Consider the following 21,342-nt stretch of genomic DNA (forward strand, 5'->3'; position numbering starts at 1 on the left):
ACGTGATTCCGGTCTTCGGTCTGCTGATCGGGGTGGTCGCCGGGCTGCTCCTCGAGCCCACGGTGCCCGTGTACCTCCAGCCGTACCTGCCCATCGCCGTCGTGGCTGCGCTCGACGCGCTCTTCGGTGGGTTGCGCGCGCTGCTCGACGGCATGTTCGACGACAAGGTGTTCCTCGTGTCCTTCTTGTCGAACGTGGTGGTCGCCGCGCTCATCGTGTTCCTCGGTGACCAGCTCGGCGTCGGCACGCAGCTCTCGACAGGCGTGGTGGTCGTGCTCGGCATCCGCATCTTCTCCAACGCCGCGGCCATCCGCCGTCACCTGTTCAAGGCATGAGCACGCCGACAGGAAGCCCCGACGAGGGCACGCGTGACACTCCCGAGGCCACGCCCGACGCGCGGGTGCAGCCCGACGTCGCCCGCGAGACCGAGACTGCTGCCGCCGAGACCGAGCCAGCCGCCGCCGAGACCCCCGCAGCCGCGACGCCTCCGCCCTCGATCCCCGTCGGTGCGACCGCGCCCCGCAGCCGGGCCGAGACCCACCCGGACACCGACGAGATCGAGGTCGTCCTCCCGCTGAGCGTCGTCAGGGTCGTGCCCAACCCTGCGCACGACGGCGAGACGGCCATGCGGCCACCACCCGTCAAGAAGGCGGGATCCTCGACCCCTGCCGCGGTGGCGCGCCCTGGTCGTCCGCCCGTCGCGTCGCCAGCCCCGCGCCCTGCAGCCGGTGGATCAGCAGCGAGGCCCTCGACAACCCCGTCACCGAGTCCCGACGCGTCTGATGCGGCCTCCGATCAGACCCCGCAGAGCCCGGAGGAGGCACGTCGCGCCGCCCGGGCCGCGATGACCCCGGGTCGCCGTCTCCGGTCGGCCTTCCGCCCCCGGATGACGCGGGCTCAGGTGCTCGCAGCGGTCCTCTGCGCCGTCCTCGGCTTTGCGCTCGTGGTCCAGCTGCAGCAGAACCAGCAGGACGAGTTCTCCGGCCTGCGCCAGTCCGACCTCGTGCGGATCCTCGACGACGTGAGCAAGCGCTCCGACAGCCTCGAGCGCGAGGCGTCGTCGCTGCGCGAGACCGAGTTCGAGCTGAGGTCCGGCTCGGACTCCCAGCAGGCTGCCGTCGAGCTGGCCGAGAAGAACGCCGAGATCCAGGGGATCCTCTCCGGCCGTCTGCCGGCCGAGGGCCCCGGGCTCGAGATCCAGATCGTGCAGGGCGACTCGCCGATCTCGGCCGCGCGCCTGTTCAACGTCCTCGAAGAGCTGCGCAACGCCGGCGCCGAGGCGATCGACGTCAACGGGATCCGCATGGTGACCAGCAGCTATTTCGAGGACACGGCCTCGGGGGTCTCGGTCGACGGGATCGTCGTGGCCCCGCCCTACCGCTGGACGGTCATCGGCGACCCGCAGACCCTCGAGCCGGCGATGGCGATCCCGGGCGGGGCGATGGCCTCGATCACCACGAGCGGTGGCCGTACGACGATCGCCCAGAAGGAGCTCGTGCAGATCCGGTCGGTCCGCGACCCGGCCGACCCCCAGTTCGCGAAGCCCGCGACAGACGGGTGAGATCTGCCCCGTCGGTGCTCTCCAGCAGGTCGGCACGGGTGAGACGGGCGGGTCGCGGTGGTTTCGTCACCTAGACGGACCATCTAAGGTTGTGCAGATCAGATGCCTGCCGGACCGGTAGCGCAGTCAGTGCCGAGAGAGACCCGTGGACGACCGCGGGACCGCATGATCAGGAGGCGACATGAGTAGCAGCACTGAAGTCCCCGGGGGCCAGCCGGACCAGTCGCGTGCTGCCGCCCAGAGGGCTCTCGGAGACACGACGATCAGCTTCGGCAGCGGTCTGCAGGACGACGTCTCCGCAGCACCCGGCCTCACTGCCGAGGAGCAGGCGGCCGTGGCCGCCCTGCCGCGCACGTCAGCGCTCCTGGTGATGCGCCGTGGCCAGAGCGGCGGGTCGAGGTTCCTCCTCGACGACGACAAGACCGTCGCGGGCCGCAGCGAGAAGTCGGACATCTTCCTCGACGACGTCACGGTCTCGCGCAAGCACGCCGAGTTCGTCCGCGAGCTCGACGACTTCAGGGTCCGGGACATCGGGTCGCTCAACGGGACGTACGTCAACCGTGAGCGCATCGACTCGGCCCTCCTGAAGGCTGGTGACGAGGTGCAGATCGGCAAGTACCGGATGCTCTTCTACCCGAGCCCCCGCCAGCACGAGGCGACCAGCGACGGGCCGGCCGCCGAGTGACCGCAGCGCGCCCCACGCACGACCCGACGAGGGACCAGGGCGACGACGCAGCCGCTCCCGAGGTCGTCGACACCTGGCCCCACGGCATCTCGCGCGAGGCGACGATGCGGATCTCCGACGTGCTGGCCAGCCTGCGCCTGGAGTTCCCGGCGATCAGCCACTCGAAGCTGAGGTTCCTCGAGGAGCAGGGGCTCGTCGAGCCGGTCCGGACCTCGTCCGGGTACCGCAAGTACAGCCCTGCCGACGTCGAGCGACTGCGGTTCGTGCTCATCGAGCAGCGTGACAGGTACCTGCCGCTCAAGGTCATCAAGGACAAGCTGAGTGCCCTCGACGAGGGTGTCGCGAGCAGCGACAGGCCGCTCATCCCGCGGCTCGTCGCACGAGGGGGCCAGACCGCGACGGCTGGTCGTGGGCCGTCGAGCTCCGACCTGCTCGCCGCCGAGTGCGGGGTGCCGGTGGCGCTCGTCGAAGAGCTCGTCAACGCCGGTGTGCTGCGTCCTGACGCCGGCGGTCGATTTGACGCCTTCGCGCGCGACGTCGTCGAGACGGCCGCCCAGCTCGGTGTCTACGGCATCGAGGCGCGGCACCTGCGCACGCTCCGGTCGGCTGCCGACAGGCACGTGACCCTCGTCGACCAGGTCGTCTCGCCGTTGCGCGGCCAGCAGTCCCCGGCCGCCCGGGGACAGGCCGCGGCGACGGCGTCGGAGCTCGGTGAGCTCATGGCGCGCCTGCACACGGTGTGGGTCCGCCAGGGGATCGACGAGCTCCCGCGCTGACGTCGGCCGACACGCCAGAAGTCGTCCGCCGACGGTCGTTGACCCGGTGACCGCGGACCCCTAGCGTGAGCATGGTCATCCACGAACCGGGTGCTCGGCGGGCACGTCCCGCCGACGCGACCAGGGGTCCGTCGCACAGCGGCAGGCGCACCGACGCACGGCGTCGGGCAGCAGCCTGCGGCGCGGTCCAGGTGGAGGCATCGAGACGGAGGCAGCTGTGAGCGGAACCGGTCGTGACGGCGTCCCTGGTGGGACGCCCGCTCCCCGACGCACGCAGGGACTCCTCTTCGACGAGGACCTCCCTGACCTGGACGAGTCCATCGGCTACCGCGGTCCGACCGCCTGCCGTGCTGCTGGCATCACCTACCGCCAGCTCGACTACTGGGCCCGTACCGGTCTGGTCGAGCCCACGGTCCGTCCTGCGACAGGCTCTGGCACGCACCGCCTGTACAGCTTCCGGGACGTCCTCGTCCTCAAGGTCGTCAAGCGTCTGCTCGACACCGGGGTCTCGCTCCAGCAGATCCGCACCGCAGTGATGCACCTGCGTGAGCGCGGGGTGGACGACCTCGCGCAGATCACCCTGATGAGCGACGGCGCCTCGGTCTACGAGTGCACGTCGGCCGACGAGGTCATCGACCTCGTGCAGGGTGGACAGGGGGTCTTCGGCATCGCTGTCGGCCGTGTGTGGCGTGAGGTCGAGGGCACCCTCGCGACCCTGCCGACAGAGCGCCTCGAGCCTGTCGCAGCAGTCCCCGACGAGCTCTCCGCACGCCGCCAGGCCCGCACCGCCGGCTGACGGGCCCCGGCTGACCGAGCACCCCAGAGGCCCTGGCCGGATCAGGTCGAAATCTCGGGGCCGCCGCCGCAGCGTTCGTCTCGGTGCCCGACTGATCGGGCGCCTGGCGTCTCAGGTGTGGAGCGTCTCAGACGTCTGACCTCGCGCGCACGGCTCGGGCCAGGAGAGCGTCGAAGCCCTGCGCGAGCTCGCTCGCCGAGGTGCCGGGCCAGTCGTGGATCGCCCGACCAGCTCCCTGTGCCTGCTGCATCGCTGCCCGCTCGGGGATCGCGGGGGAGAGGATCAGCGGTCCGAACATCCCGTCGAGCTCCTGCTGGCGGTACGTCTGCTCGGAGGAGCGCGCCCGCACCCTGTTGACGACCACGCCGAGCGGCTGGAGCCGGGGCGCCGGACCGCGTCGCAGTGCGTCGATCGCCTGGAAGGCGCGCGCCGCGGCCGTGACGGAGAACAGCCCTGGCTCGGTCACCACGAGGGCGCGGGTGCACGCCGTGAGTCCCTGCCGGGTCAGGCCGCCGAGCGAGGGCGGGCAGTCGACGAGGACCAGGTCGTACTCGTCGAGGGTGCTCAGCGCGTTCGAGAGGTTCTGGAGCCTGTGCTCGTAGGTCGGACCGTCGTGACGGACCGAGTCTGAGGACCCCACGAGGACGTCGAGCAGGTCGGGGTCCCAGGCTGACGAGGCGATCGCCGAGTCGACGACGTACCGGGCCGGGTTGTCCAGGACGGCAGCGACGTCCTGTGCCGCGGCACCGGTCGCGCCCAGGGCGAGGGTCGTGTCCGCCTGGGGGTCGAGGTCGACGACCAGGGTGCGCATCTCCGCAGCCACGGCGGCGGAGGCGAGACCCAGGGTGACGGACGTCTTGCCGACGCCGCCCTTCAGACTGCAGACACCTAGCACTGGCACGCGGCAACTGTAGCGGTGCGAGGTGGTGGGACGAAAGGGCCCAGAGCCCTGCGACCAGGGGTGATCGGGTGGTTCCGGGCGACCACCGTCCGTGGGTCGGAAGGCTTCACCCACCTCGGGACTGTCCGTGGGAGGATCGGGCCAGCCGTCCAGGCTGTCGAGCCCCCGAACGATGGGATGTCTGCGTGTTCACCAAGGTGCTGGTCGCCAACCGAGCGGAGATCGCCGTGCGCGCCTTCCGCGCCGCCTACGAGATGGGTGCGCGCACCGTCGCGGTGTTCCCGCAGGAGGACCGCAACTCCGAGCACCGCCTCAAGGCCGACGAGTCGTACCTCATCGGCGACGAGGGGCACCCCGTCCGCGCCTATCTCGACATCGACGAGATCATCCGGGTCGCGAAGGGTGCAGGCGCCGACGCCGTGTACCCCGGCTACGGGTTCTTGTCCGAGAACCCTGACCTGGCCCGTGCCTGCGTCGACGCCGGGCTGACCTTCATCGGTCCACCCGCCGAGGTCCTCGAGCTCGCCGGCAACAAGGTCCGCGCGCTGCGAGCCGCACGGGAGGCGGGCATCCCCGTCCTCGAGTCGAGCGAGCCCTCGGCCGACCTCGACGAGCTCGTCGCAGCGGCCGAGCGCATCGGCTTCCCGATCTTCGCCAAGGCTGTCGCCGGGGGTGGTGGCCGCGGCATGCGCCGCGTCGACCGTCCCGAGGACCTGCGCGAGGCGCTCCAGGCGGCGATGCGGGAGGCCGACAGCGCCTTCGGCGACCCGACGATGTTCCTCGAGCAGGCCGTGCTGCGCCCGCGCCACATCGAGGTGCAGATCCTCGCCGACGGCACCGGCGAGGTGGTGCACCTCTTCGAGCGCGACTGCTCGGTCCAGCGCCGGCACCAGAAGGTCATCGAGATCGCCCCGGCACCGAACCTCGACCCCGCGATCCGCGACGCGCTCTGCGCCGACGCCGTGAAGTTCGCCCGGGCCATCGGGTACCAGAACGCCGGGACCGTCGAGTTCCTGGTCGACACCGTGGGGGAGCGGGCCGGTCAGCACGTGTTCATCGAGATGAACCCGCGCATCCAGGTCGAGCACACGGTGACCGAGGAGGTCACCGACATCGACCTCGTCTCGTCGCAGATGCGGATCGCCGCGGGGGAGACCCTCGCAGACCTCGGCATCCGGCAGGAGGACGTCAGGGTCAACGGCGCGGCTCTGCAGACGCGCATCACGACAGAAGACCCGGCGAACGGCTTCCGCCCGGACACCGGGCGCATCGTCGCCTACAGGTCCCCGGGCGGCGCAGGTGTGCGCCTGGACGGGGCCACGGCCACGGCCGGGTCTGAGATCTCCGGGCACTTCGACTCGATGCTCGTCAAGCTCACCTGCCGCGGCCGCGACTACCCGACGGCCGTGCGACGTGCTCGGCGTGCCCTCGCCGAGTTCCGCATCCGCGGCATCCGCACGAACATCCCGTTCCTCCAGGCCGTGCTGGCCGACGAGGCCTTCGTCGAGGGCGACGTCTCGACGTCCTTCATCGACGAGCGTCCGGAGCTCCTCGCCGCGCGGGAGAGCGCCGACCGTGGGACCCGTCTGCTCGCCTACCTCGGCGACGTCGTGGTCAACCAGCCGAACGGTGCCTCGACGGGGGCGATCGAGCCGAAGCACAAGCTCCCGGCCGTCGACGTGACCGAGCCTGCCGTCCCGGGCAGCAGGCAGCGCCTGCTCGAGCTCGGTCCCGAGGGCTTCGCCCGCGCGCTGCGTGAGCAGACTGCGGTGGCGGTCACCGACACGACCTTCCGTGACGCGCACCAGTCGCTGCTGGCGACCCGCGTCCGCACGCACGACCTCGAGGTCGTCGCGCCCTACGTCGCACGGCTCACGCCCGAGCTGCTCTCGGTGGAGGCCTGGGGCGGGGCGACGTACGACGTCGCGCTGCGGTTCCTCGGCGAAGACCCCTGGGTGCGTCTCGCGAAGCTCCGTGCGGCGCTGCCGAACGTCGCGATCCAGATGCTGCTGCGTGGCCGGAACACCGTCGGCTACACCCCGTACCCGACCGCGGTGACGGAGGCCTTCGTCAAGGAGGCGGCGGCGACGGGCGTGGACATCTTCCGCATCTTCGACGCCCTCAACGACGTCGAGCAGATGGCCCCGGCGATCGCGGCCGTCCGGGCGACCGGGACCGCCGTCGCGGAGGTCGCGCTCTGCTACACGGGCAACCTGCTGGACCCGGACGAGACGCTCTACACCCTCGACTACTACCTCGCTCTCGCCGACAAGATCGTCGCGGCCGGCGCGCACGTGCTCGCGATCAAGGACATGGCCGGTCTGCTCCGCCCAGCCGCTGCCACGCGTCTCGTGACGGCGCTCCGCGAGCGCTTCGACCTGCCCGTCCACCTGCACACCCACGACACGAGCGGCGGGCAGATGGCCACGCTGCTGGCCGCCGTCGAGGCAGGTGTCGACGCCGTCGACGTGGCGAGCGCAGCGATGGCCGGGACCACGAGCCAGCCGTCGATGTCGGCGCTCGTCGCCGGGCTCGAGCACACCCCGCGCGACACGGGGCTGTCCCTGGCCGCGGTCTGCGACCTCGAGCCGTACTGGGAGGCCGTGCGCCGTCTGTACAGCCCCTTCGAGTCGGGGCTGTCGGGCCCGACAGGACGTGTGTACACGCACGAGATCCCCGGTGGCCAGCTGTCGAACCTGCGTCAGCAGGCGATCGCGCTGGGTCTGGGCGACAGGTTCGAGCAGATCGAGTCGACCTATGCCGCGGCCGACCGGATCCTCGGGCGGCTCGTCAAGGTGACCCCGTCGTCGAAGGTGGTCGGGGACCTCGCGCTCCAGCTCGTCGCGCGCGGCGCGGACCCTGCGGACTTCGCGGAGAACCCGCAGGACTACGACATCCCCGACTCGGTCATCGCCTTCCTCGGCGGCGAGCTCGGCGACCCGCCCGGTGGCTGGCCCGAGCCCTTCCGGACGCGCGCCCTCGCCGGGCGGACGGTCCGGGCCGGTGTCACCCCGCTCTCCGACGAGGACCTCGCGGCCCTGGCGGGAGACTCGGCGCAGCGCCGGGACCGGCTGAACGAGCTGCTCTTCGCCGGTCCGACGAAGGACTTCCGTGCGACGCGCGCCGCCTACGGCGACGTGAGCGTCCTCGAGACGAGCACCTACCTGTACGGGCTGCAGCGCGGCGAAGAGGTCGAGATCGCCCTCGCCCGTGGGGTCCGGCTGCTGGTCGGGCTCGAGGCCGTGGGCGAACCTGACCTGCGCGGGATCCGCAGCGTGATGTTCACGCTCAACGGGCAGATCCGTCCGATCCCGGTGCGTGACCGCAGCATCGAGGTCTCGGGGTCCGTGGCAGACAAGGCGGACCCGCAGGTGCCCGGGCAGATCGGTGCACCCTTCGCGGGGGCCGTGACCCCCGTGGTCGCCGAGGGGGACAGGGTCGAGGCCGGTCAGACCGTGGCGACGGTCGAGGCGATGAAGATGGAGGCGGCGATCACCACCCCCGTCGAGGGCGTCGTCCAGCGGCTGGCGATCGGCGGCGTGCAGCAGCTCGAGGGCGGCGACCTCGTGCTCGTCGTCGGCTGACGAGCAGGTGCGGTCTCGCGTCGCGGTGGCGCGGGGGAGCCAGTCCCCGCGTGCGCGGTGGCGCAGGTGAGCAGCGGTGTCTAGCGTGAAGGTCTGTCCCACCAGCTGAGGAGAGCATCATGAGCGAGAGCGCAGTCCCCGAGCCGAGCGCCACCCCCGCGAGAGAGACCGACAGCCTGCAGGCTGCTGCCGACGCCATCCACGACGAGCACCCGGAGTTCGACGAGGTGCCCGTCATCGAGGCCGACGAGACGGTCCCGCCGCGTCCTGAGGAAGAGATCGCCGACGCCGACAGGGTCTGACGACGTGCAGGCCCTCAGCTCCAGCAGCGTCTGACGACCGCCAGGTCTGAGAGCCACCAGGAGGGGCCAGACCGTGAGGTCTGGCCCCTGACCGCACCACCACACCCTCCGAGGAGCGCACCATGACTGACGGCCTGACGATCACCCGGACCTTCCCCGTCACCCCGGAGAGCGTGTTCGCGGCCTGGACGATGCCCGAGGTGTTCTCGGTGTGGTTCGGCACCGACGCCGTGGACGTCCCGCTCGACACCCTCTCGATGGACGTGCGCCCCGGCGGCGCGTGGAGCGCGGTCATGCACCTGCCCGACGGGCACCAGATCCACTGGGAAGGCTCGTTCGTCGAGGTCGACCCGCCGAACCGGCTGGTCCTGACGATGACCGACGCGCCGGGGACCGATCCCGGGGCGCCGCTGACGGTCGACCTCCTCGCCGTCGAGGGCGGGACCGAGATGATCTTCACCCAGATGAACAGCGGGTTCACCGACGAGCAGTACGCCCAGCTCGCCGAGGGCTACCGCGGGTTCTTCGACACCATGGAGCGGGTGCTCACAGCAGAGGGCTGAGCGGGGTGAGCAGCAGCTCGCCGATCTTCGCGACGGGGGAGCGGGACTCCCACGCGTCGAGCTGCAGCTCGCGGCAGTTGGTGAGGTCGAGGGCGAAGATGTCTTCCATCTGCGCGGCGATCCCCGTGTCGTAGATCGCCATGTTGATCTCGTAGTTGCCGGTGAGGCTGAGCCTGTCGATGTTCGCCGTGCCGATGGTCGTCCAGCGCCCGTCGACCGTCGCGGTCTTCGCGTGGACCATCGCGTTGCGGAACAACCAGATGGTCACGCCGGCGCGGAGCAGCTGGGAGTACAGCCCGCGGGACAGCCAGTCGGTGAGCACGTGGTTCGACGCCTCGGGGACGATGAGCCTGACGTCGACACCGCGGCGTGCCGCGGCGACGAGGACCTCGAGCAGCTCACGGTCAGGGATGAAGTACGCCTGGGTGAGGTAGATGTGGCTCGTCGCCCTGCGGAAGGCCTCGAGGTACAGGTTGCGGATCGGGTAGACCCGACGGGCCGGCGCGTTGCGCGCAGCCTGGAAGCCCGGGACCCAGGTGATGGTGCCGGGGGAGTCGATCGCCGGGTGCTTGGCCTTGCGGTTGAGGTTCCAGAAGTCGACGAAGGCGCTCGAGAGCTCCCACACCGCCGTCCCGGTGACCCGCAGGTGCGTGTCGCGCCACTGCGTCGCGTAGAGCGTGCCGATGTTGTACCCACCGACGAACCCGACCTCGTCGTCGACCACCAAGATCTTGCGGTGGTCTCGGCCGGTGTGCTTGAGGTCCATGAGCAGGACCTGCGGGCGGAAGATCGGGTACTCCAGGACGTGGATGCCCTCGGGGAACCTGAAGAACGACCGGGGGACCACGGCGTTGGCGAAGCCGTCGAAGACCACGAAGACCTCGACACCACGCTCGTGGGCCGCGATGAGCGCGTCCTTGAACTGGCGGCCGACCTCGTCGCCCTTCCAGATGTACGTCTCGATGAAGATGCGCTCGGTCGCGCCCTCTATCGCCTCGAGCATGGCGGCGTAGACGTCTTCACCGAAGGTGTAGATCGTGGTCCCTGTCGTCTCGACCGTCGAGCTCACGGGCTTCGAGTGCGGGAAGACCGCCTTGCGCGACTTCTTGCGCTTGGACCAGTGGTCGAGCGCCACGACGCCGCCGGCGACCACGAAGGGTGTGACGGCGGACAGGACGATGGCTCGCTTGAGCGTCTTCTGCGCAAATCGGATGGCTGTGTGCTCGAGGTCGTCCACACCGACGACCTTAGACGGCGGCGGGACGTTCGGCCTGGTGACGCGCTGATCCGGGCCGTAGCGCTCGTCTAGCATGGCCTGGAGCGCACCACGGCCGGGTGTGCGTCGTCGTCGCAGGGGAGGGGGGCGGATGGGCGTCGTCCCGAGCCTGGGCCCCGAGGACCTGCGGGTGAGTGCCTTCACGACGTCCACGCACGAGGTCGCGGCACGGATCTTCCTCCCTCTGCACGGTCCGGGCGACAGCCGGTGGCCCTGGGAGGGGCTCGTGGCCCAGATCTTCGCGCAGGCCGGCGCGCAGGTCTTTGCGCACGACGAGACGACGGGCATGGCCGACGGCATGCTGACGTCCGCCGCGCGGTGGTCAGATCTGGAGTGTGGCCTGGAGCTGGTGGGGCGCACCGGTCTGAGGATGGCGTACGCCACGCCCGGAGGGGTGTTCTCTGTCGCGCTCGCCGCTGTCCTCGGCGAGCACACCACGACTCCGGACGGGTGCTGGTTCTTCCTGTGGGAGGGCTATGCCGGAGAGACCGACGGGCTCGACACCGGCTGTCCGCCGTGGCTCACCGGGTTGGCTCGACGGTCTGGAGGGTTGGTGCCGCACCGAGCACCGGTCTCGTGGCTCGGCGCCCGGACCGCGGACGACGAGCACCTGAGGCTGCCGGTGTTCGTGTGGCCGGACGACGGGTCGTTCTTGCTGGCCTGCCCGATCTACCACGACTCGATGTACATCTCGTGCAGCACGGACCTGGTCGATCACTTGCGTGACGCCGGCTTCGAGGTGCTGCTCGTCGACCGCGACGCAGAGCTGCCGGGAGAGGGTGACTGAGGCCGGGCCTGGGCTCTCCACATCGCCATAATGTCATAACGTACATTATCGGCGTTACCGTGGTCTGACGGAGAGGGGCTCTGATCAGGGTGTTCTCGTGCCGGTCCGGAGGTTCGACGATGACCTCGACCATGCCTCTAGACCGTACTGACGCGGCTCCCTACAGTGAACCTCATGGGCCGGTTGATCTACTCCATGATCTCGTCGCTCGACGGGTATGCGTCCGACGCCTCGGGCAACACCGACTGGGGCGCCAGCACCGACGAGCAGCTGCACGACTTCATCGCGGAGAAGTTCGCGGCTGCCGCCACATACCTGTACGGCCGGCGCATCTACGAGATGATGACGTTCTGGGAGACGGCGCTCGACGACCCGGCGCACCCAGACTTCGTCAGGCGCTTCGCGACCGTGTGGCAGAGCGCAGAGAAGATCGTCTACTCGACGACGCTCGACTCCACGTCGACGGCGAAGACCACCCTCGAACGGACGTTCGACCCCCAGGCCGTGCGGGCGATGGTCGACGCCCTCGACCACGACGTCTCCATCGAGGGCCCGACGCTCGCGGCCCACGCACTGCGCGCTGGGATCGTGGACGAGATCCAGCCCTACGTCTCTCCCGTGTCGGTCGGCGACGGTCTGCGGTTCTTGCCCGCTGACCTGCCGCTGAACCTCGACCTGCTCGACGACCACCGCTTCGACAGCGGGGTGGTCTGGCTCCGCTACGCCGTCCGGAAGGACTGACGACGCAGGCTGGAGCACGAGGGTGGCGTGACTCCCCTGTTGCGTGCTCGTGACTCCCCCGCTCGGTCGCCGCCGTCAGGCTGTCTCGCCCTGGTCATGGTGTCTCCTCCAGGTGGGTCACGTTCGGGATGGGCACAGACTCAGCCATGGTGCTCGACGGCATCGGTGAGCCACCCGTCGAGCACCCCGCCCAGCACCGAGGGCGCTTCGTGGGGCAGCGCGTGCCCGGCACCGTCGGCCACCACGAGCGTCGCTCGGGGATACCTGCCCAGCAGGTCGACCGCCGCGGCGTACCCGACGGTCGAGTCCTGGCGCCCTGCGACGACGAGCACCAGACCGGCGTACGGGTCCTTGCTGGGTGCCAGCTCCCATCGCGCTCCGAGACGCTCAGCCGTGGAGGCGTCGACAGCGGCGATGCCGGGTGCGACGACCTCCCTGTAGCGCGCGAGCATGGCGGGCGTCTGGACCACGAAGTACGAGCGGAATCCTGCGTCACCCAGGTCGTCGTCGGCCACGACCGGCTCGTGCGGCGGGACGTCGTGAGTGCAGGGCAGCAGCGGGCACACGAGGACCAGCCCGGCGACGCGCCGGGGCGCCCTGTCGGCGAGGGCGTGGGCGTAGTAGGCGCCGGCGGAGTGGCCTACGAGGAGCAGCGGCCTGTCCCCCACGACCTCGTCGACCAGCGCGGTCAGGACATCGAGGACGTCCTCGGCGCTGCTCACGGTCTCGGCGGTCTGCGTCAGGCCCGAGCCGGGCAGGTCGGGGTACAGCCGCCGGAGCCCACCGTGCCGAGCGAGCGCAGGGTCGAAGGCCGCGACGGCCTCGCGGTGGTCGACGCCCGCGCCGTGCAGCACGAGCACGGGTCGACCCTGGCCGTGCTCGACGTAGTGCACCCTCGTCCCGCGGACGTCGTACTCCATAGAGCGAGCGTACGACCACGACCTGTCCCCCGGCCCGGACGGGCTCCCCCGGTCCGGCCGCGACTGACGCCCATACCCCGCCAGACCCCACGGGCGCCGTCCACACCCCGCCAGGCCCGACGCGCGACGTCCGACGCCACGTGGCACCCTGGGCGGGTGACGACGACGCCCACAGCGCCCGCCCAGGTCCAGCCCGGTCCATGGTCTGTGGGCTCTCCCGCCCGGTTGCTCGCCGCAGCGCTGGTGTGCGGCTCGGCCGTGCTGATCTTCGCCGTCCACGTCCGGCCGCTCGGCTTCGTCCCGCTCGTCCTGGGCGTCGCGCTCGCCCTCGTCGTCGACCGCCGGCTCGGGCGCGACCTCGCGCTGATCGCCCTCGGCATGGCGATCATCTCCGCGATCTCCCTCCAGGCAGACCTCTCCAACGCCGGGATGCTGCGCTTCACGGTCGCGCTGTCCCTCGCCGTGCTCGTGCCGTGGGCGCTCTCGCGCTGGGTCTTCGGGCAGCGGACGATCACCTTCCCCGTGGCGACAGGGCGACGCTGGACCCGGCTGCAGATCGGCTACCTGGTCGCTGTCGTCGTCATCGGCTATCTCATCCTCCCGCCGTACTTCATCGGCTCTGGGGCGTACCAGAACTGGCCGGACCTCGACGGCGACCAGGACATCGCGCGGCTGTTCCTCGGTGTCAACGCCGTGGGGATCTGGGACGAGCTGTTCTTCATCTGCACGGTCTTCGCGCTGCTGCGCGCGCACTTCGGGCTCTGGACCGCGAACGTCCTGCAGTCGGTCGTCTTCGTGTCGTTCCTGTGGGAGCTCGGCTACCGCGAGTGGGGTCCGCTGCTGACGGTGCCCTTCGCGCTCGTGCAGGGCTGGATCTTCGCCAAGAGCGCGTCACTGACCTACGTCGTGGCGGTGCACCTGCTCTTCGACCTCGTCGTCTTCGGCGTCCTCGTGCACGCCCACCACCCGGAGCTCTTCGACGTCTTCGTCACGGCGCCGAGCTGACCTGGACCAGACGGTCTGCCGCTCCCCCTACGATGTGGTGAGTCGCAGGCCGCCCAGGACTGCCCGGACGCGAGGAGCACGCAGGTCATGGCAGCGACGATCCGTGACCTGGCCGCCCTCGCCGGGGTCTCCCCCTCCACCATCTCGAGGGCGTTCTCCAGGCCGGAGAAGGTCGACGAGACGACGCGCGACCGCATCCTGGCGCTCGCCGAGCAGATCGGCTACGTGCCGAGCAGGGCTGCCCGCACGCTCAAGACCGGGCGCACCGGCGCGCTCGGCATCGTCGTCCCCGACCTGTCGAACCCGTTCTTCTCCGACATCGTCCGCGGCGTGCAGCACCGCGCCCGTGACGTCGGGTACTCCGTCCTGCTCGCGGACAGCGACGAAGACCCGTCGACCGAGGTCGAGCTGGTGACGACCCTCGCGCGGAACGTCGACGCCCTCGTGCTGTGCTCGCCCCGCATGAGCGACACCGAGCTCGCTGCAGCCGCCAGGCTGCAACCGATGGTCCTGGTCAACCGCGGCTCCGGTACCGACGCACCGGGCGCCGTGCCACCCGTGACCTTCGACAACGCGGGCGGCGTGCGGCAGGCCGTAGAGCACCTCCACGGGCTCGGGCACCGCGACATCGGGTTCGTCTCGGCGACAGGGAGCAGCCGGTCCAACGCAGACCGTCGTCAGGCCTTCCACGTCGCGACGCGCGAGCACGGCCTGTCCGGCGTCGAGATCGGCACCTTCGCGCCCACCGTCGACGGTGGAGCGAGCGCCGCTGACGTCACGATGCGCTCCGGGGTGAGCGCCGTCCTCGTGTCCAACGACGTCATGGCGGTGGGCCTGCTGGCCCGGCTCGTCCGGCAGGGTGTCGACGTTCCGGGTGAGATCAGCGTGGTCGGTTTTGACGACATCGTCATGGCCGGTCTGATCACCCCCGCCCTCACATCGGTGGCGATCCCCCTGCGGCACGCGGGTGCCGTCGCTGTCGACCGGCTGCACGCGCACCTGTCCGGTGAAGCGCCCCAGGGCCCTCCGCTCGACATCCCCACGTCTCTGGTGGTCAGGGAGAGCACAGGACCGCGGCCTCACGCCGGAGCGTGAGACCGCGGTCGATCGCGGGTGGGGTCAGACCCGTCAGCCGACGGTGCTCTCGGCGAGCACCCTGGCGAGGGTGGCTCGTGCACCCTCGGTCGTGAGCGACTCGACCATCTCTGCGGTGCGAGCGATCAGCACGTCAGCCTCGACCGGGTCGAGCCCTGCAGCGAGGTCGAGACCACGGACAGCTCGCCCGACCCACACGGCAGCCTTGTCAGCTCCGTCCCCGGCGCCTCCGTCTTCACCGGCTCCAGGTCCGCCGGCGAGCAGCGCCAGCGCACCGGCGTCGTCCACGGGGACGAAGCCCGGGATGGCGGCCGCCCCGGACTGCAGCAGCAGCACAGCGGCGAGCGAGAGCACGGTGAGCGGTGCGCTCTCCCCCGCCCGGACCCTGTCGACGTAGACCGGGAGGTTCCGGGTGCGCCACTTCGAGACCGCGTTGAGTGCGATGTCCGCCAGCCGGTGGTGCAAGAACGGGTTGCCGAACCGCTCGAGGATCCCGGCCGCGAACTCGCGGAGCACCTCGGGCTCCCCGTCGATGGTCGGCAAGACCTCGTCGGCCACGAGCTCGTCGACGAAGCGCCGGACCGTCGGGTCCTCGAAGGCCTCCCGCACGCTCTCGTGGCCCAGCTGGAGGCCGACGGCGCTGAGCGCCGTGTGAGAGCCGTTGAGCACCCGGACCTTCTGGGCGCGGAACGGCGTGATGTCCTCCATGAACCGTACGTCGAGCCCGGCCTTGTCGAGGGGCAGCACCTCACGCACAGCCTCTCCCCCGCTGATCGCCCACACGTGGAAGTACTCACCCTTGACGACGACCTGGTCGTCGAAGCCCGTCTCGGTCTGGATACGGGCGATGTCGTCACGTGGGAAGCCCGGGACGATGCGGTCGACGAGGGTGTCGCTGAAGGTGCAGCACTCCCGGACCCACTGCTGGAACTCCTCGGACAGCCCGGCGGCGGCCGAGTGCCGCAGCACGTACTCCCGCAGGGTCGACCCGTTGTCCTCGATGAGCTCGCACGGGACGATCGCGAGCCCCTTGGTGGGGTCACCACCGAAGTGCTCGAACCTGTCGTGCAGCAGTGCCGTGACCTTGAGCGGGAAGGAGGCGGGCGGACGGGCGGTGATGTCGTCGTCCTCGACCCAGACGATCCCCGCCTCGGTCGTGTTCGACACCAGGACCCGCAGGTCCGCGCCCAGGTAGAGGTCCCTGTAGCGCTCGAACTCGGTGTGCGCGGCGACGGCCTCCTGGACGCACTCGACCCGGGTGATCTCGCGGACAGGCTGCCCGTCCTTGATGCCCTCGAGCGTGACGTGGAAGAGCCCGTCCTGCGCTCGCAGGAGCTCGAAGGCGGGGTCGGGCCGGTCTGTCACGTGGACGACAGCGACACCGGCGTCCATGACGCCAGCCTCGTCGGCGACGTGGATCATCCAGTCGACGAAGCCGCGCAGGAAGTTCCCGCCTCCCATCTGGAGCACGGTGACAGGTCGGGCCGTGCGGTGGACCGTGGTGCTGTCGAGCGGCTGCATGGGTGTGTCCTCTGGGTCGTCGGTGCGTGGTGTGCGGCGCCCGGGTGCGGCTGTGGTCCCGGGCGCCTGGGTCGTCGGTTCAGCGCTGCGGGCGCTCACGTGACGGTGCCGAGCTGCCACGGCACGAACTCGTCCTGACCGAGCCCGAGCTCTTCGCTGGCCGTCGTGCGGCCCGAGGCCACGGCGATGATCCACTCGAAGATCTCCAGCCCGACCTCCGCGAGGGTCGAGGTGCCGTCGACGATGCGCCCGCAGTTGAGGTCCATGTCGTCCGACATCCGCTCGAACATCTCCGTGTTCGTCGCGAGCTTGATGGTCGGCGCCGGACGCGAGCCGAGGACAGACCCACGGCCCGTGGTGAAGCAGACGACCGTCGCTCCCCCGGCGACCAGACCCGTCACCGACACGGGGTCGTACCCGGGGGTGTCCATGAAGCCGAGACCGCGGGTCGTCATCGGCTCGGCGTACTGGTAGACGGCCGAGAGGTCAGCGTGACCGGCCTTGGCGACGGCACCGAGAGACTTCTCGAGGATGGTCGTCAGACCGCCCTCCTTGTTGCCGGGCGACGGGTTGTTGTCCAGGCTGCCGCCGCCCTCCTCGGCGTACTGCTCCCACCAGCTGATCCGCTCGAGGAGCGTCCGGGCGACGTCTTCGGACACGGCCCGCCGCGTGAGGAGGTGCTCGGCCCCGTAGACCTCAGGGGTCTCGGCGAGGACCGAGGTGGCGCCAGCCGCGACCAGGAGGTCTGAGGCGTAGCCGAGGGCCGGGTTCGCGGTGATGCCCGAGTAGCCGTCTGACCCTCCGCAGTTGAGACCGAGCACGAGCTCGGAGATCGGCGCGGGCGCGCGACGACGGGTGTCGAGGATCGGCAGCATCGCCGCGACAGCCTTGACTCCGGCCTCGACCGTCGCGCGGATGCCGCCCTGGTCCTGGATGGTGAGGGACTCCACGAGGGTGTCTGTGGCGATGGGCAGCGTGTCGGTGATCGACTGGACCTGGATCATCTCGCAGCCGAGCCCGAGGACCAGCAGCCCGCTGACGTTGGGGTGCGAGGCGTAGCCGTGCAGGGTCCGCTGGAACATCGTCCCGCCCGACGACGCCGGGATCATGCCGCAGCCGCTCTGGTGGGTCAGCGCGACGACTCCGTCGATGTTCGGGTAGTCCACGAGCAGCGGGGTGACCTTGTCCGCGATCATCCGGGCTGTCGAGGCCGAGCAGTTGACGGAGGTGAGGATCGCGACGTAGCTGCGGGTGCCGACACGACCGTCGGCGCGGTGGTACCCGTCGAAGGTCCGGATCAGGCCTGTCGGGACGGGCAGCTCGGTGTGGACCGTCGCGAGCTCGTGCTCTGCGGCGGCGGCGTCCATGCCGAGGTTGTGGACGTGGACGTGGTCGCCCGCGACGACAGGAGCCGTCGCCCGGCCGATCGACTGACCGTACTTGTGGACCTGCCCGCCGGCGGGGACGTCCCGCACCGCGAGCTTGTGGCCGCGCGGGACGTCGGACCGCAGGACGAGGGTGTGGTCGCCTGCGGTGAGCCGAGTGCCCGCAGGGAGGTCGCGGATCGCTACGACGACCTCGTCTCCCTCCGCCAGGCGCAGGGTGCAGTCGGTCAGGGCGAGAGGGCTGTGGCGGGTTGCGGGGGCTGCGGGTTCTGCTGCGGGGGTCGTGCTTGTCACGGAGAGCTCCTGTGCTCGGGATGGGTGGGCTGGTGCGCCTGAGGCCTCACGCGCTCCTCGCGCGTCAGCGGGCCCCTGGCTCGTCGGAGACAGCGGTCGCCGCCTCGCGCTCGCGGGTCTCGGCGACGAGCTCGGTGATGCGCTTGTCGGTCAACGGGTAGAGGAAGAACAGCACGGCGCCGGCGATCGTCAGCGCGATGCACGGGTAGAGCGTCTGGAGCGACTTGATCCCCTGGAGGATTCCGTCAGCCTGGTCCGCCATCGCCGGGTCGGAGGTGAACTTCGGGACGTAGCCGATGAGGGACAGCCCGAACCCTGCGGCGCCGCCGGCGACGGCCTGGGCGATCTTCCGGGAGAAGTTGAACATCGAGTACGTGATGCCCTCGCGGCGGACGCCGGAGCGCCAGTGCCCGTAGTCGATCGCGTCGGAGACGAGAGCCCAGGTGATCCCGTTGGGCAGGGCGATCCCGACGAAGGAGAGGCTGTACAGGATGGTGAACACCACGGTGTTCGTCGGCAGCAGGAAGTTGAGCCCGTCGGCGACCGCGGCCAGCGCGAAGCCGGAGATCGCCACCTGCTTCTTGCCGAAGCGCTTGACCAGGGAGGGGATCGTGAGGATGGCGAGGATCGACGAGCCGATGCCGAAGAAGTTCACGACCGACAGCAGGTCCTGGTTCTGCAGGTTGTAGTCGGTGAAGTAGACGATCATCGCGGGCTTGATGTTGTACGCCGAGATGGAGAACACCGTCATGAGGATGAGGACGAGGAGCGCCCGGTTCTGGCCGATGGTGGTCGCGAAGCCCCGGAGCGTGATCTTCTCGGTCGACCGTGCCACCGGGACCACCTCGCGGGTGCCGCGGAAGGTCGCGTAGAAGCCCATGATCCCCACGACAGCCATCGCCCCGGCGGCTGTCGCGAAGCCGACGCGCTCGTTGTCGAAGGCGTGCACGATCGGCATGAAGGCGATGCCGGTGACGAGCAGGGCGGTGACCGAGCCTGCCTGGCGGAACGAGGCCAGCTGGGCGCGCTGCTCGGGGTCCTGCGTCATGACGGAGGCGAGCGAGCCGTAGGGCACGTTGGTGAAGGAGTACAGGACGCCCCACGCCATGTACGACCCGTAGGCGTAGACGAGGTTGACGCCATCGGTGCCGCCGGGCGTGAGGAACGTGACGACGGTGAGGATGGCGAGCGCGATCGAGGAGTACATCATCACGGGCTTGAAGCGTCCGTGGCGGCCGCCGCCCTTGCGCTGGTCGACGAAGATCCCGGCGACGGGGTCCATGAAGGCGTCGAAGATCTTGGTGAAGACGAAGACGCCGGCCGCTGCGGCCGGGTGGATGCCGGCGACATCGGTGTAGAACTTGAGCAGATAGGCCTGTCCGAGGTCGAACATGAAGCCGTTGCCCATGTCGCCGAGGCCGTAGGCGATCTTGGAGCGGAGCGAGAGCTTGCCGTGCAGGTCGGCTGCGGGACGCGAGCTGGGCGGCGCTGCCTCAGGTGCGGAGGTCATGGGGGTCCTTGGGTGCTAGGAAAAGGGGCTTCGAAGGGGGATTCGCGGGGTGCAGTGCGGTTCCCGGGCCGTCGACGCCGTGGCCGACGACCCGAGACCGGCGTCAGGGACGCCGGGCGTACGAGGTCTGCGGCAGCGTGTGTGCCAGGACCACCGCGGTCTCGACGGCCTCGTCGTGCGTCAGCCTGTGCTCGGTCACGAGCCTGCTGAGGAACCCGGCGTCGATGCGGCGGGAGAGGTCGTGCCGGGCCGGGATCGAGACGTAGGCCCGCGTGTCGTCGACGAAGCCCGAGGTGTTCCAGAAGCCCGCTGTCTCGGTCGCGGTCTCGCGGAACCTGCGCATCCCCTCGGGCGAGTCGAGGAACCACCACGGGGCGCCGAGGCGCAGGGACGGGTAGGCGCCGGCGAGCGGCGCGAGCTCGCGGCTGTAGACCGTCTCGTCGACGGTGAAGAGGATCGCGCGGAAGCCGGGGTGCGTGCCGAAGGCCTGCAGCATCGGCCGCAGAGCACGGGTGTACTCCGTGGCGACGGGGATGTCGAAGCCCTTGTCCTGGCCGTGCGCCTGGTAGACGGCGTCGTGGTGGTCGCGCAGGACCCCGGGGTGGATCTGCATGACCAGCCCGTCCTCGGCGGCCATCGCGGCCATCTGGAAGAGCATGTGCGCAGCGAAGGCCTGCACCTCTGCGGGTTCGACGGGGCCCTCGAGCGCGCGGGCGTAGATCTCGGCGGCGACGGTGTCGGAGAGCGGCGTGGTGTCGGCGCTCAGGTGCCCGTGGTCGCTGGCCAGCGCGCCTGCGGCGACGAATGCCTCACGGCGCTGGCGCAGCGCAGCGAGATAGCCGGCGTAGTGCCCGGTGTCGATCCCGGAGACCGTGCCGAGCTCGTCGATGTCTGTGCGCCAGGCCGGCCGGTCCAGGTAGACGACGGCGTCGGGCCGGAAGGTCGGGACCACCCGGTCCCCCAGGCCTTCTGCCGCGAGGTGGGCGTGGTGCTCGAGCGTGCTCGTCGCGGCGTCGGTCGTCGCGATGAGCTCGATGCCGAACCTGTCGAGCAGCTGGCGCGGCCGGAAGTCGGGCTCGGCGAGGCGCGCGGCGATCGTGTCGAAGATCGCGTCTGCCGTGGCCGCCGAGGGCACCTGGTCGATCCCGAAGACCTCGACGAGCTCGTGCTCGAGCCAGTACCTGGACGGTGTCCCCCTGTAGAGGTGCCAGCCCGCGCAGAACCTGCGGAAGATCTCCCGGCTGTCGGTCTCGACAGGGCCGCCGTCGACCCGCGGGATGCCCAGGGTCTCAGGGGCTGCCCCCTGCGAGACGAGCATGCGGGTGACGTAGTGGTCGGGGACCACGAGCAGCTGGGCCGGGTCGGCGAAGGGCTGGTTGTCGGCGAAGGCCTCGACCTCGACGTGGCCGTGCATCGAGATGATCGGGAGGGAGCGGGTCGTCTCGTAGATCTGCCGGGCTACGTCGCGCTGGCGCGGGTCTGTCGGGAGCGCCCTGTCGGGGTGGAGCGTGAGCGGTGCTGGTGCTGCGGTGCTGCTCTGGGGCATCTGGGCTTGGGGTGTCATAGAACGTCCTCGGTCCGCGACTCGTAGGTCTGCACTCATGGGCATCTGTCGATGCACACGTTTGCATCCTGCTGGT

The 21,342-nt window shown here is 70.3% G+C and carries 19 protein-coding genes; 12 read left to right on the forward strand and 7 right to left on the reverse strand.

The annotated features are described in order from the left end of the window. The first annotated feature begins 2 nt into the window (after positions 1-2). The 5 genes from SANBI_RS08830 to SANBI_RS08850 all read left to right on the forward strand — a co-directional run bounded on the left by SANBI_RS08830 (position 3) and on the right by SANBI_RS08850 (position 3,818). Complete coding sequence (locus tag SANBI_RS08830) at positions 3-335, forward strand: small basic family protein (RefSeq protein ID WP_012866819.1); 333 nt, start codon at positions 3-5, stop codon at positions 333-335. Beyond that, positions 332-1,561: a DUF881 domain-containing protein gene (locus SANBI_RS08835; RefSeq protein WP_319160909.1), complete on the forward strand. Its 1,230-nt coding sequence runs from the start codon at positions 332-334 to the stop codon at positions 1,559-1,561. The genes SANBI_RS08830 and SANBI_RS08835 overlap by 4 nt, the downstream gene beginning before the upstream one ends. Before the next feature lie 181 nt (positions 1,562-1,742). After that, positions 1,743-2,246 carry an FHA domain-containing protein gene (locus tag SANBI_RS08840; RefSeq protein WP_056132722.1) on the forward strand — a complete coding sequence of 168 codons (504 nt, stop codon included), beginning with the start codon at positions 1,743-1,745 and terminating at the stop codon, positions 2,244-2,246. After that, positions 2,243-3,022: a transcriptional regulator FtsR gene (gene ftsR, locus SANBI_RS08845; RefSeq protein WP_319160913.1), complete on the forward strand. Its 780-nt coding sequence runs from the start codon at positions 2,243-2,245 to the stop codon at positions 3,020-3,022. Before SANBI_RS08840 ends, ftsR begins: the two co-directional genes overlap by 4 nt. Before the next feature lie 217 nt (positions 3,023-3,239). Further along, the gene (locus SANBI_RS08850) at positions 3,240-3,818 is read left to right on the forward strand and encodes a MerR family transcriptional regulator (RefSeq protein WP_319160915.1); all 579 of its coding nucleotides are present in this window, start codon (positions 3,240-3,242) and stop codon (positions 3,816-3,818) included. A 127-nt stretch (positions 3,819-3,945) separates the two neighbouring features. Here the strand turns inward: SANBI_RS08850 and SANBI_RS08855 are convergent, their stop codons facing one another. Further along, positions 3,946-4,719: a ParA family protein gene (locus SANBI_RS08855; RefSeq protein ID WP_319160917.1), complete on the reverse strand. Its 774-nt coding sequence runs from the start codon at positions 4,717-4,719 to the stop codon at positions 3,946-3,948. Positions 4,720-4,904: 185 nt separating this feature from the next. Between SANBI_RS08855 and SANBI_RS08860 the strand changes: the two genes are divergently transcribed. The 3 genes from SANBI_RS08860 to SANBI_RS08870 all read left to right on the forward strand — a co-directional run bounded on the left by SANBI_RS08860 (position 4,905) and on the right by SANBI_RS08870 (position 9,168). Then, positions 4,905-8,303, forward strand: coding sequence for a pyruvate carboxylase (locus SANBI_RS08860; protein WP_319160919.1), 3,399 nt, complete (start codon positions 4,905-4,907; stop codon positions 8,301-8,303). 119 nt (positions 8,304-8,422) lie between these two features. Continuing rightward, positions 8,423-8,605 carry a hypothetical protein gene (locus tag SANBI_RS08865; RefSeq protein ID WP_319160921.1) on the forward strand — a complete coding sequence of 61 codons (183 nt, stop codon included), beginning with the start codon at positions 8,423-8,425 and terminating at the stop codon, positions 8,603-8,605. 122 nt (positions 8,606-8,727) lie between these two features. Next, the gene (locus tag SANBI_RS08870) at positions 8,728-9,168 is read left to right on the forward strand and encodes an SRPBCC family protein (RefSeq protein ID WP_319160923.1); all 441 of its coding nucleotides are present in this window, start codon (positions 8,728-8,730) and stop codon (positions 9,166-9,168) included. On the opposite strand, the gene SANBI_RS08875 is transcribed toward SANBI_RS08870, so the two are convergent. Then, a complete protein-coding gene (locus SANBI_RS08875) occupies positions 9,152-10,405 on the reverse strand; it encodes a phospholipase D-like domain-containing protein (RefSeq protein ID WP_319160925.1) in 1,254 nt (417 codons plus the stop codon). The genes SANBI_RS08870 and SANBI_RS08875 overlap by 17 nt on opposite strands. 130 nt (positions 10,406-10,535) lie before the next feature. Between SANBI_RS08875 and SANBI_RS08880 the strand changes: the two genes are divergently transcribed. Both SANBI_RS08880 and SANBI_RS08885 read left to right on the forward strand, forming a co-directional pair. Continuing rightward, positions 10,536-11,231, forward strand: coding sequence for a hypothetical protein (locus SANBI_RS08880; RefSeq protein ID WP_319160927.1), 696 nt, complete (start codon positions 10,536-10,538; stop codon positions 11,229-11,231). A gap of 174 nt (positions 11,232-11,405) precedes the next feature. Further along, complete coding sequence (locus SANBI_RS08885; protein WP_319160928.1) at positions 11,406-11,972, forward strand: dihydrofolate reductase family protein; 567 nt, start codon at positions 11,406-11,408, stop codon at positions 11,970-11,972. Between the two features lie 140 nt (positions 11,973-12,112). On the opposite strand, the gene SANBI_RS08890 is transcribed toward SANBI_RS08885, so the two are convergent. Then, complete coding sequence (locus SANBI_RS08890; protein ID WP_319160930.1) at positions 12,113-12,892, reverse strand: alpha/beta fold hydrolase; 780 nt, start codon at positions 12,890-12,892, stop codon at positions 12,113-12,115. A 156-nt stretch (positions 12,893-13,048) separates the two neighbouring features. On the opposite strand from SANBI_RS08890, the gene SANBI_RS08895 reads away from it, so the two are divergent. Both SANBI_RS08895 and SANBI_RS08900 read left to right on the forward strand, forming a co-directional pair. Next, positions 13,049-13,897, forward strand: coding sequence for a CPBP family intramembrane glutamic endopeptidase (locus SANBI_RS08895; RefSeq protein ID WP_408669746.1), 849 nt, complete (start codon positions 13,049-13,051; stop codon positions 13,895-13,897). Positions 13,898-13,984: 87 nt separating this feature from the next. Further along, positions 13,985-14,992, forward strand: coding sequence for a LacI family DNA-binding transcriptional regulator (locus tag SANBI_RS08900; protein ID WP_319160932.1), 1,008 nt, complete (start codon positions 13,985-13,987; stop codon positions 14,990-14,992). 33 nt (positions 14,993-15,025) lie between these two features. Here SANBI_RS08900 and SANBI_RS08905 read toward each other — a convergent pair whose 3' ends face one another. The 4 genes from SANBI_RS08905 to uxaC form a co-directional block, all read right to left on the reverse strand. Then, positions 15,026-16,513 carry a tagaturonate reductase gene (locus tag SANBI_RS08905; RefSeq protein WP_319160934.1) on the reverse strand — a complete coding sequence of 496 codons (1,488 nt, stop codon included), beginning with the start codon at positions 16,511-16,513 and terminating at the stop codon, positions 15,026-15,028. Positions 16,514-16,608: 95 nt separating this feature from the next. Next, positions 16,609-18,192 (reverse strand): UxaA family hydrolase, encoded by a 1,584-nt coding sequence (locus SANBI_RS08910; protein ID WP_319160936.1) that lies wholly within the window; start codon positions 18,190-18,192, stop codon positions 16,609-16,611. A 64-nt stretch (positions 18,193-18,256) separates the two neighbouring features. Beyond that, on the reverse strand, positions 18,257-19,702 hold the full coding sequence (locus SANBI_RS08915) for an MFS transporter (protein WP_319160938.1): 1,446 nt from the start codon (positions 19,700-19,702) through the stop codon (positions 18,257-18,259). A 103-nt stretch (positions 19,703-19,805) separates the two neighbouring features. Further along, positions 19,806-21,266: a glucuronate isomerase gene (gene uxaC / locus SANBI_RS08920; protein WP_319160940.1), complete on the reverse strand. Its 1,461-nt coding sequence runs from the start codon at positions 21,264-21,266 to the stop codon at positions 19,806-19,808. Positions 21,267-21,342 lie beyond the last annotated feature (76 nt).

The sequence above is a fragment of the Sanguibacter biliveldensis genome (assembly GCF_033798665.1).
GTDB classification, from domain to species: Bacteria; Actinomycetota; Actinomycetes; order Actinomycetales; family Cellulomonadaceae; genus Sanguibacter; species Sanguibacter inulinus.

Excerpts from the sequence above, each read along its gene's own strand:
- SANBI_RS08835 (WP_319160909.1), top strand. The coding sequence starts at position 332 with ATGAGCACGCCGACAGGAAGCCCCGACGAGGGCACGCGTGACACTCCC.
- SANBI_RS08840 (WP_056132722.1), top strand. The coding sequence starts at position 1,743 with ATGAGTAGCAGCACTGAAGTCCCCGGGGGCCAGCCGGACCAGTCGCGT.
- SANBI_RS08865 (WP_319160921.1), top strand. The coding sequence starts at position 8,423 with ATGAGCGAGAGCGCAGTCCCCGAGCCGAGCGCCACCCCCGCGAGAGAG.
- SANBI_RS08870 (WP_319160923.1), top strand. The coding sequence starts at position 8,728 with ATGACTGACGGCCTGACGATCACCCGGACCTTCCCCGTCACCCCGGAG.
- SANBI_RS08880 (WP_319160927.1), top strand. The coding sequence starts at position 10,536 with ATGGGCGTCGTCCCGAGCCTGGGCCCCGAGGACCTGCGGGTGAGTGCC.
- SANBI_RS08885 (WP_319160928.1), top strand. The coding sequence starts at position 11,406 with ATGGGCCGGTTGATCTACTCCATGATCTCGTCGCTCGACGGGTATGCG.
- SANBI_RS08890 (WP_319160930.1), bottom strand. The coding sequence starts at position 12,892 with ATGGAGTACGACGTCCGCGGGACGAGGGTGCACTACGTCGAGCACGGC.
- SANBI_RS08900 (WP_319160932.1), top strand. The coding sequence starts at position 13,985 with ATGGCAGCGACGATCCGTGACCTGGCCGCCCTCGCCGGGGTCTCCCCC.
- SANBI_RS08905 (WP_319160934.1), bottom strand. The coding sequence starts at position 16,513 with ATGCAGCCGCTCGACAGCACCACGGTCCACCGCACGGCCCGACCTGTC.
- SANBI_RS08915 (WP_319160938.1), bottom strand. The coding sequence starts at position 19,702 with ATGACCTCCGCACCTGAGGCAGCGCCGCCCAGCTCGCGTCCCGCAGCC.
- uxaC (WP_319160940.1), bottom strand. The coding sequence starts at position 21,266 with ATGACACCCCAAGCCCAGATGCCCCAGAGCAGCACCGCAGCACCAGCA.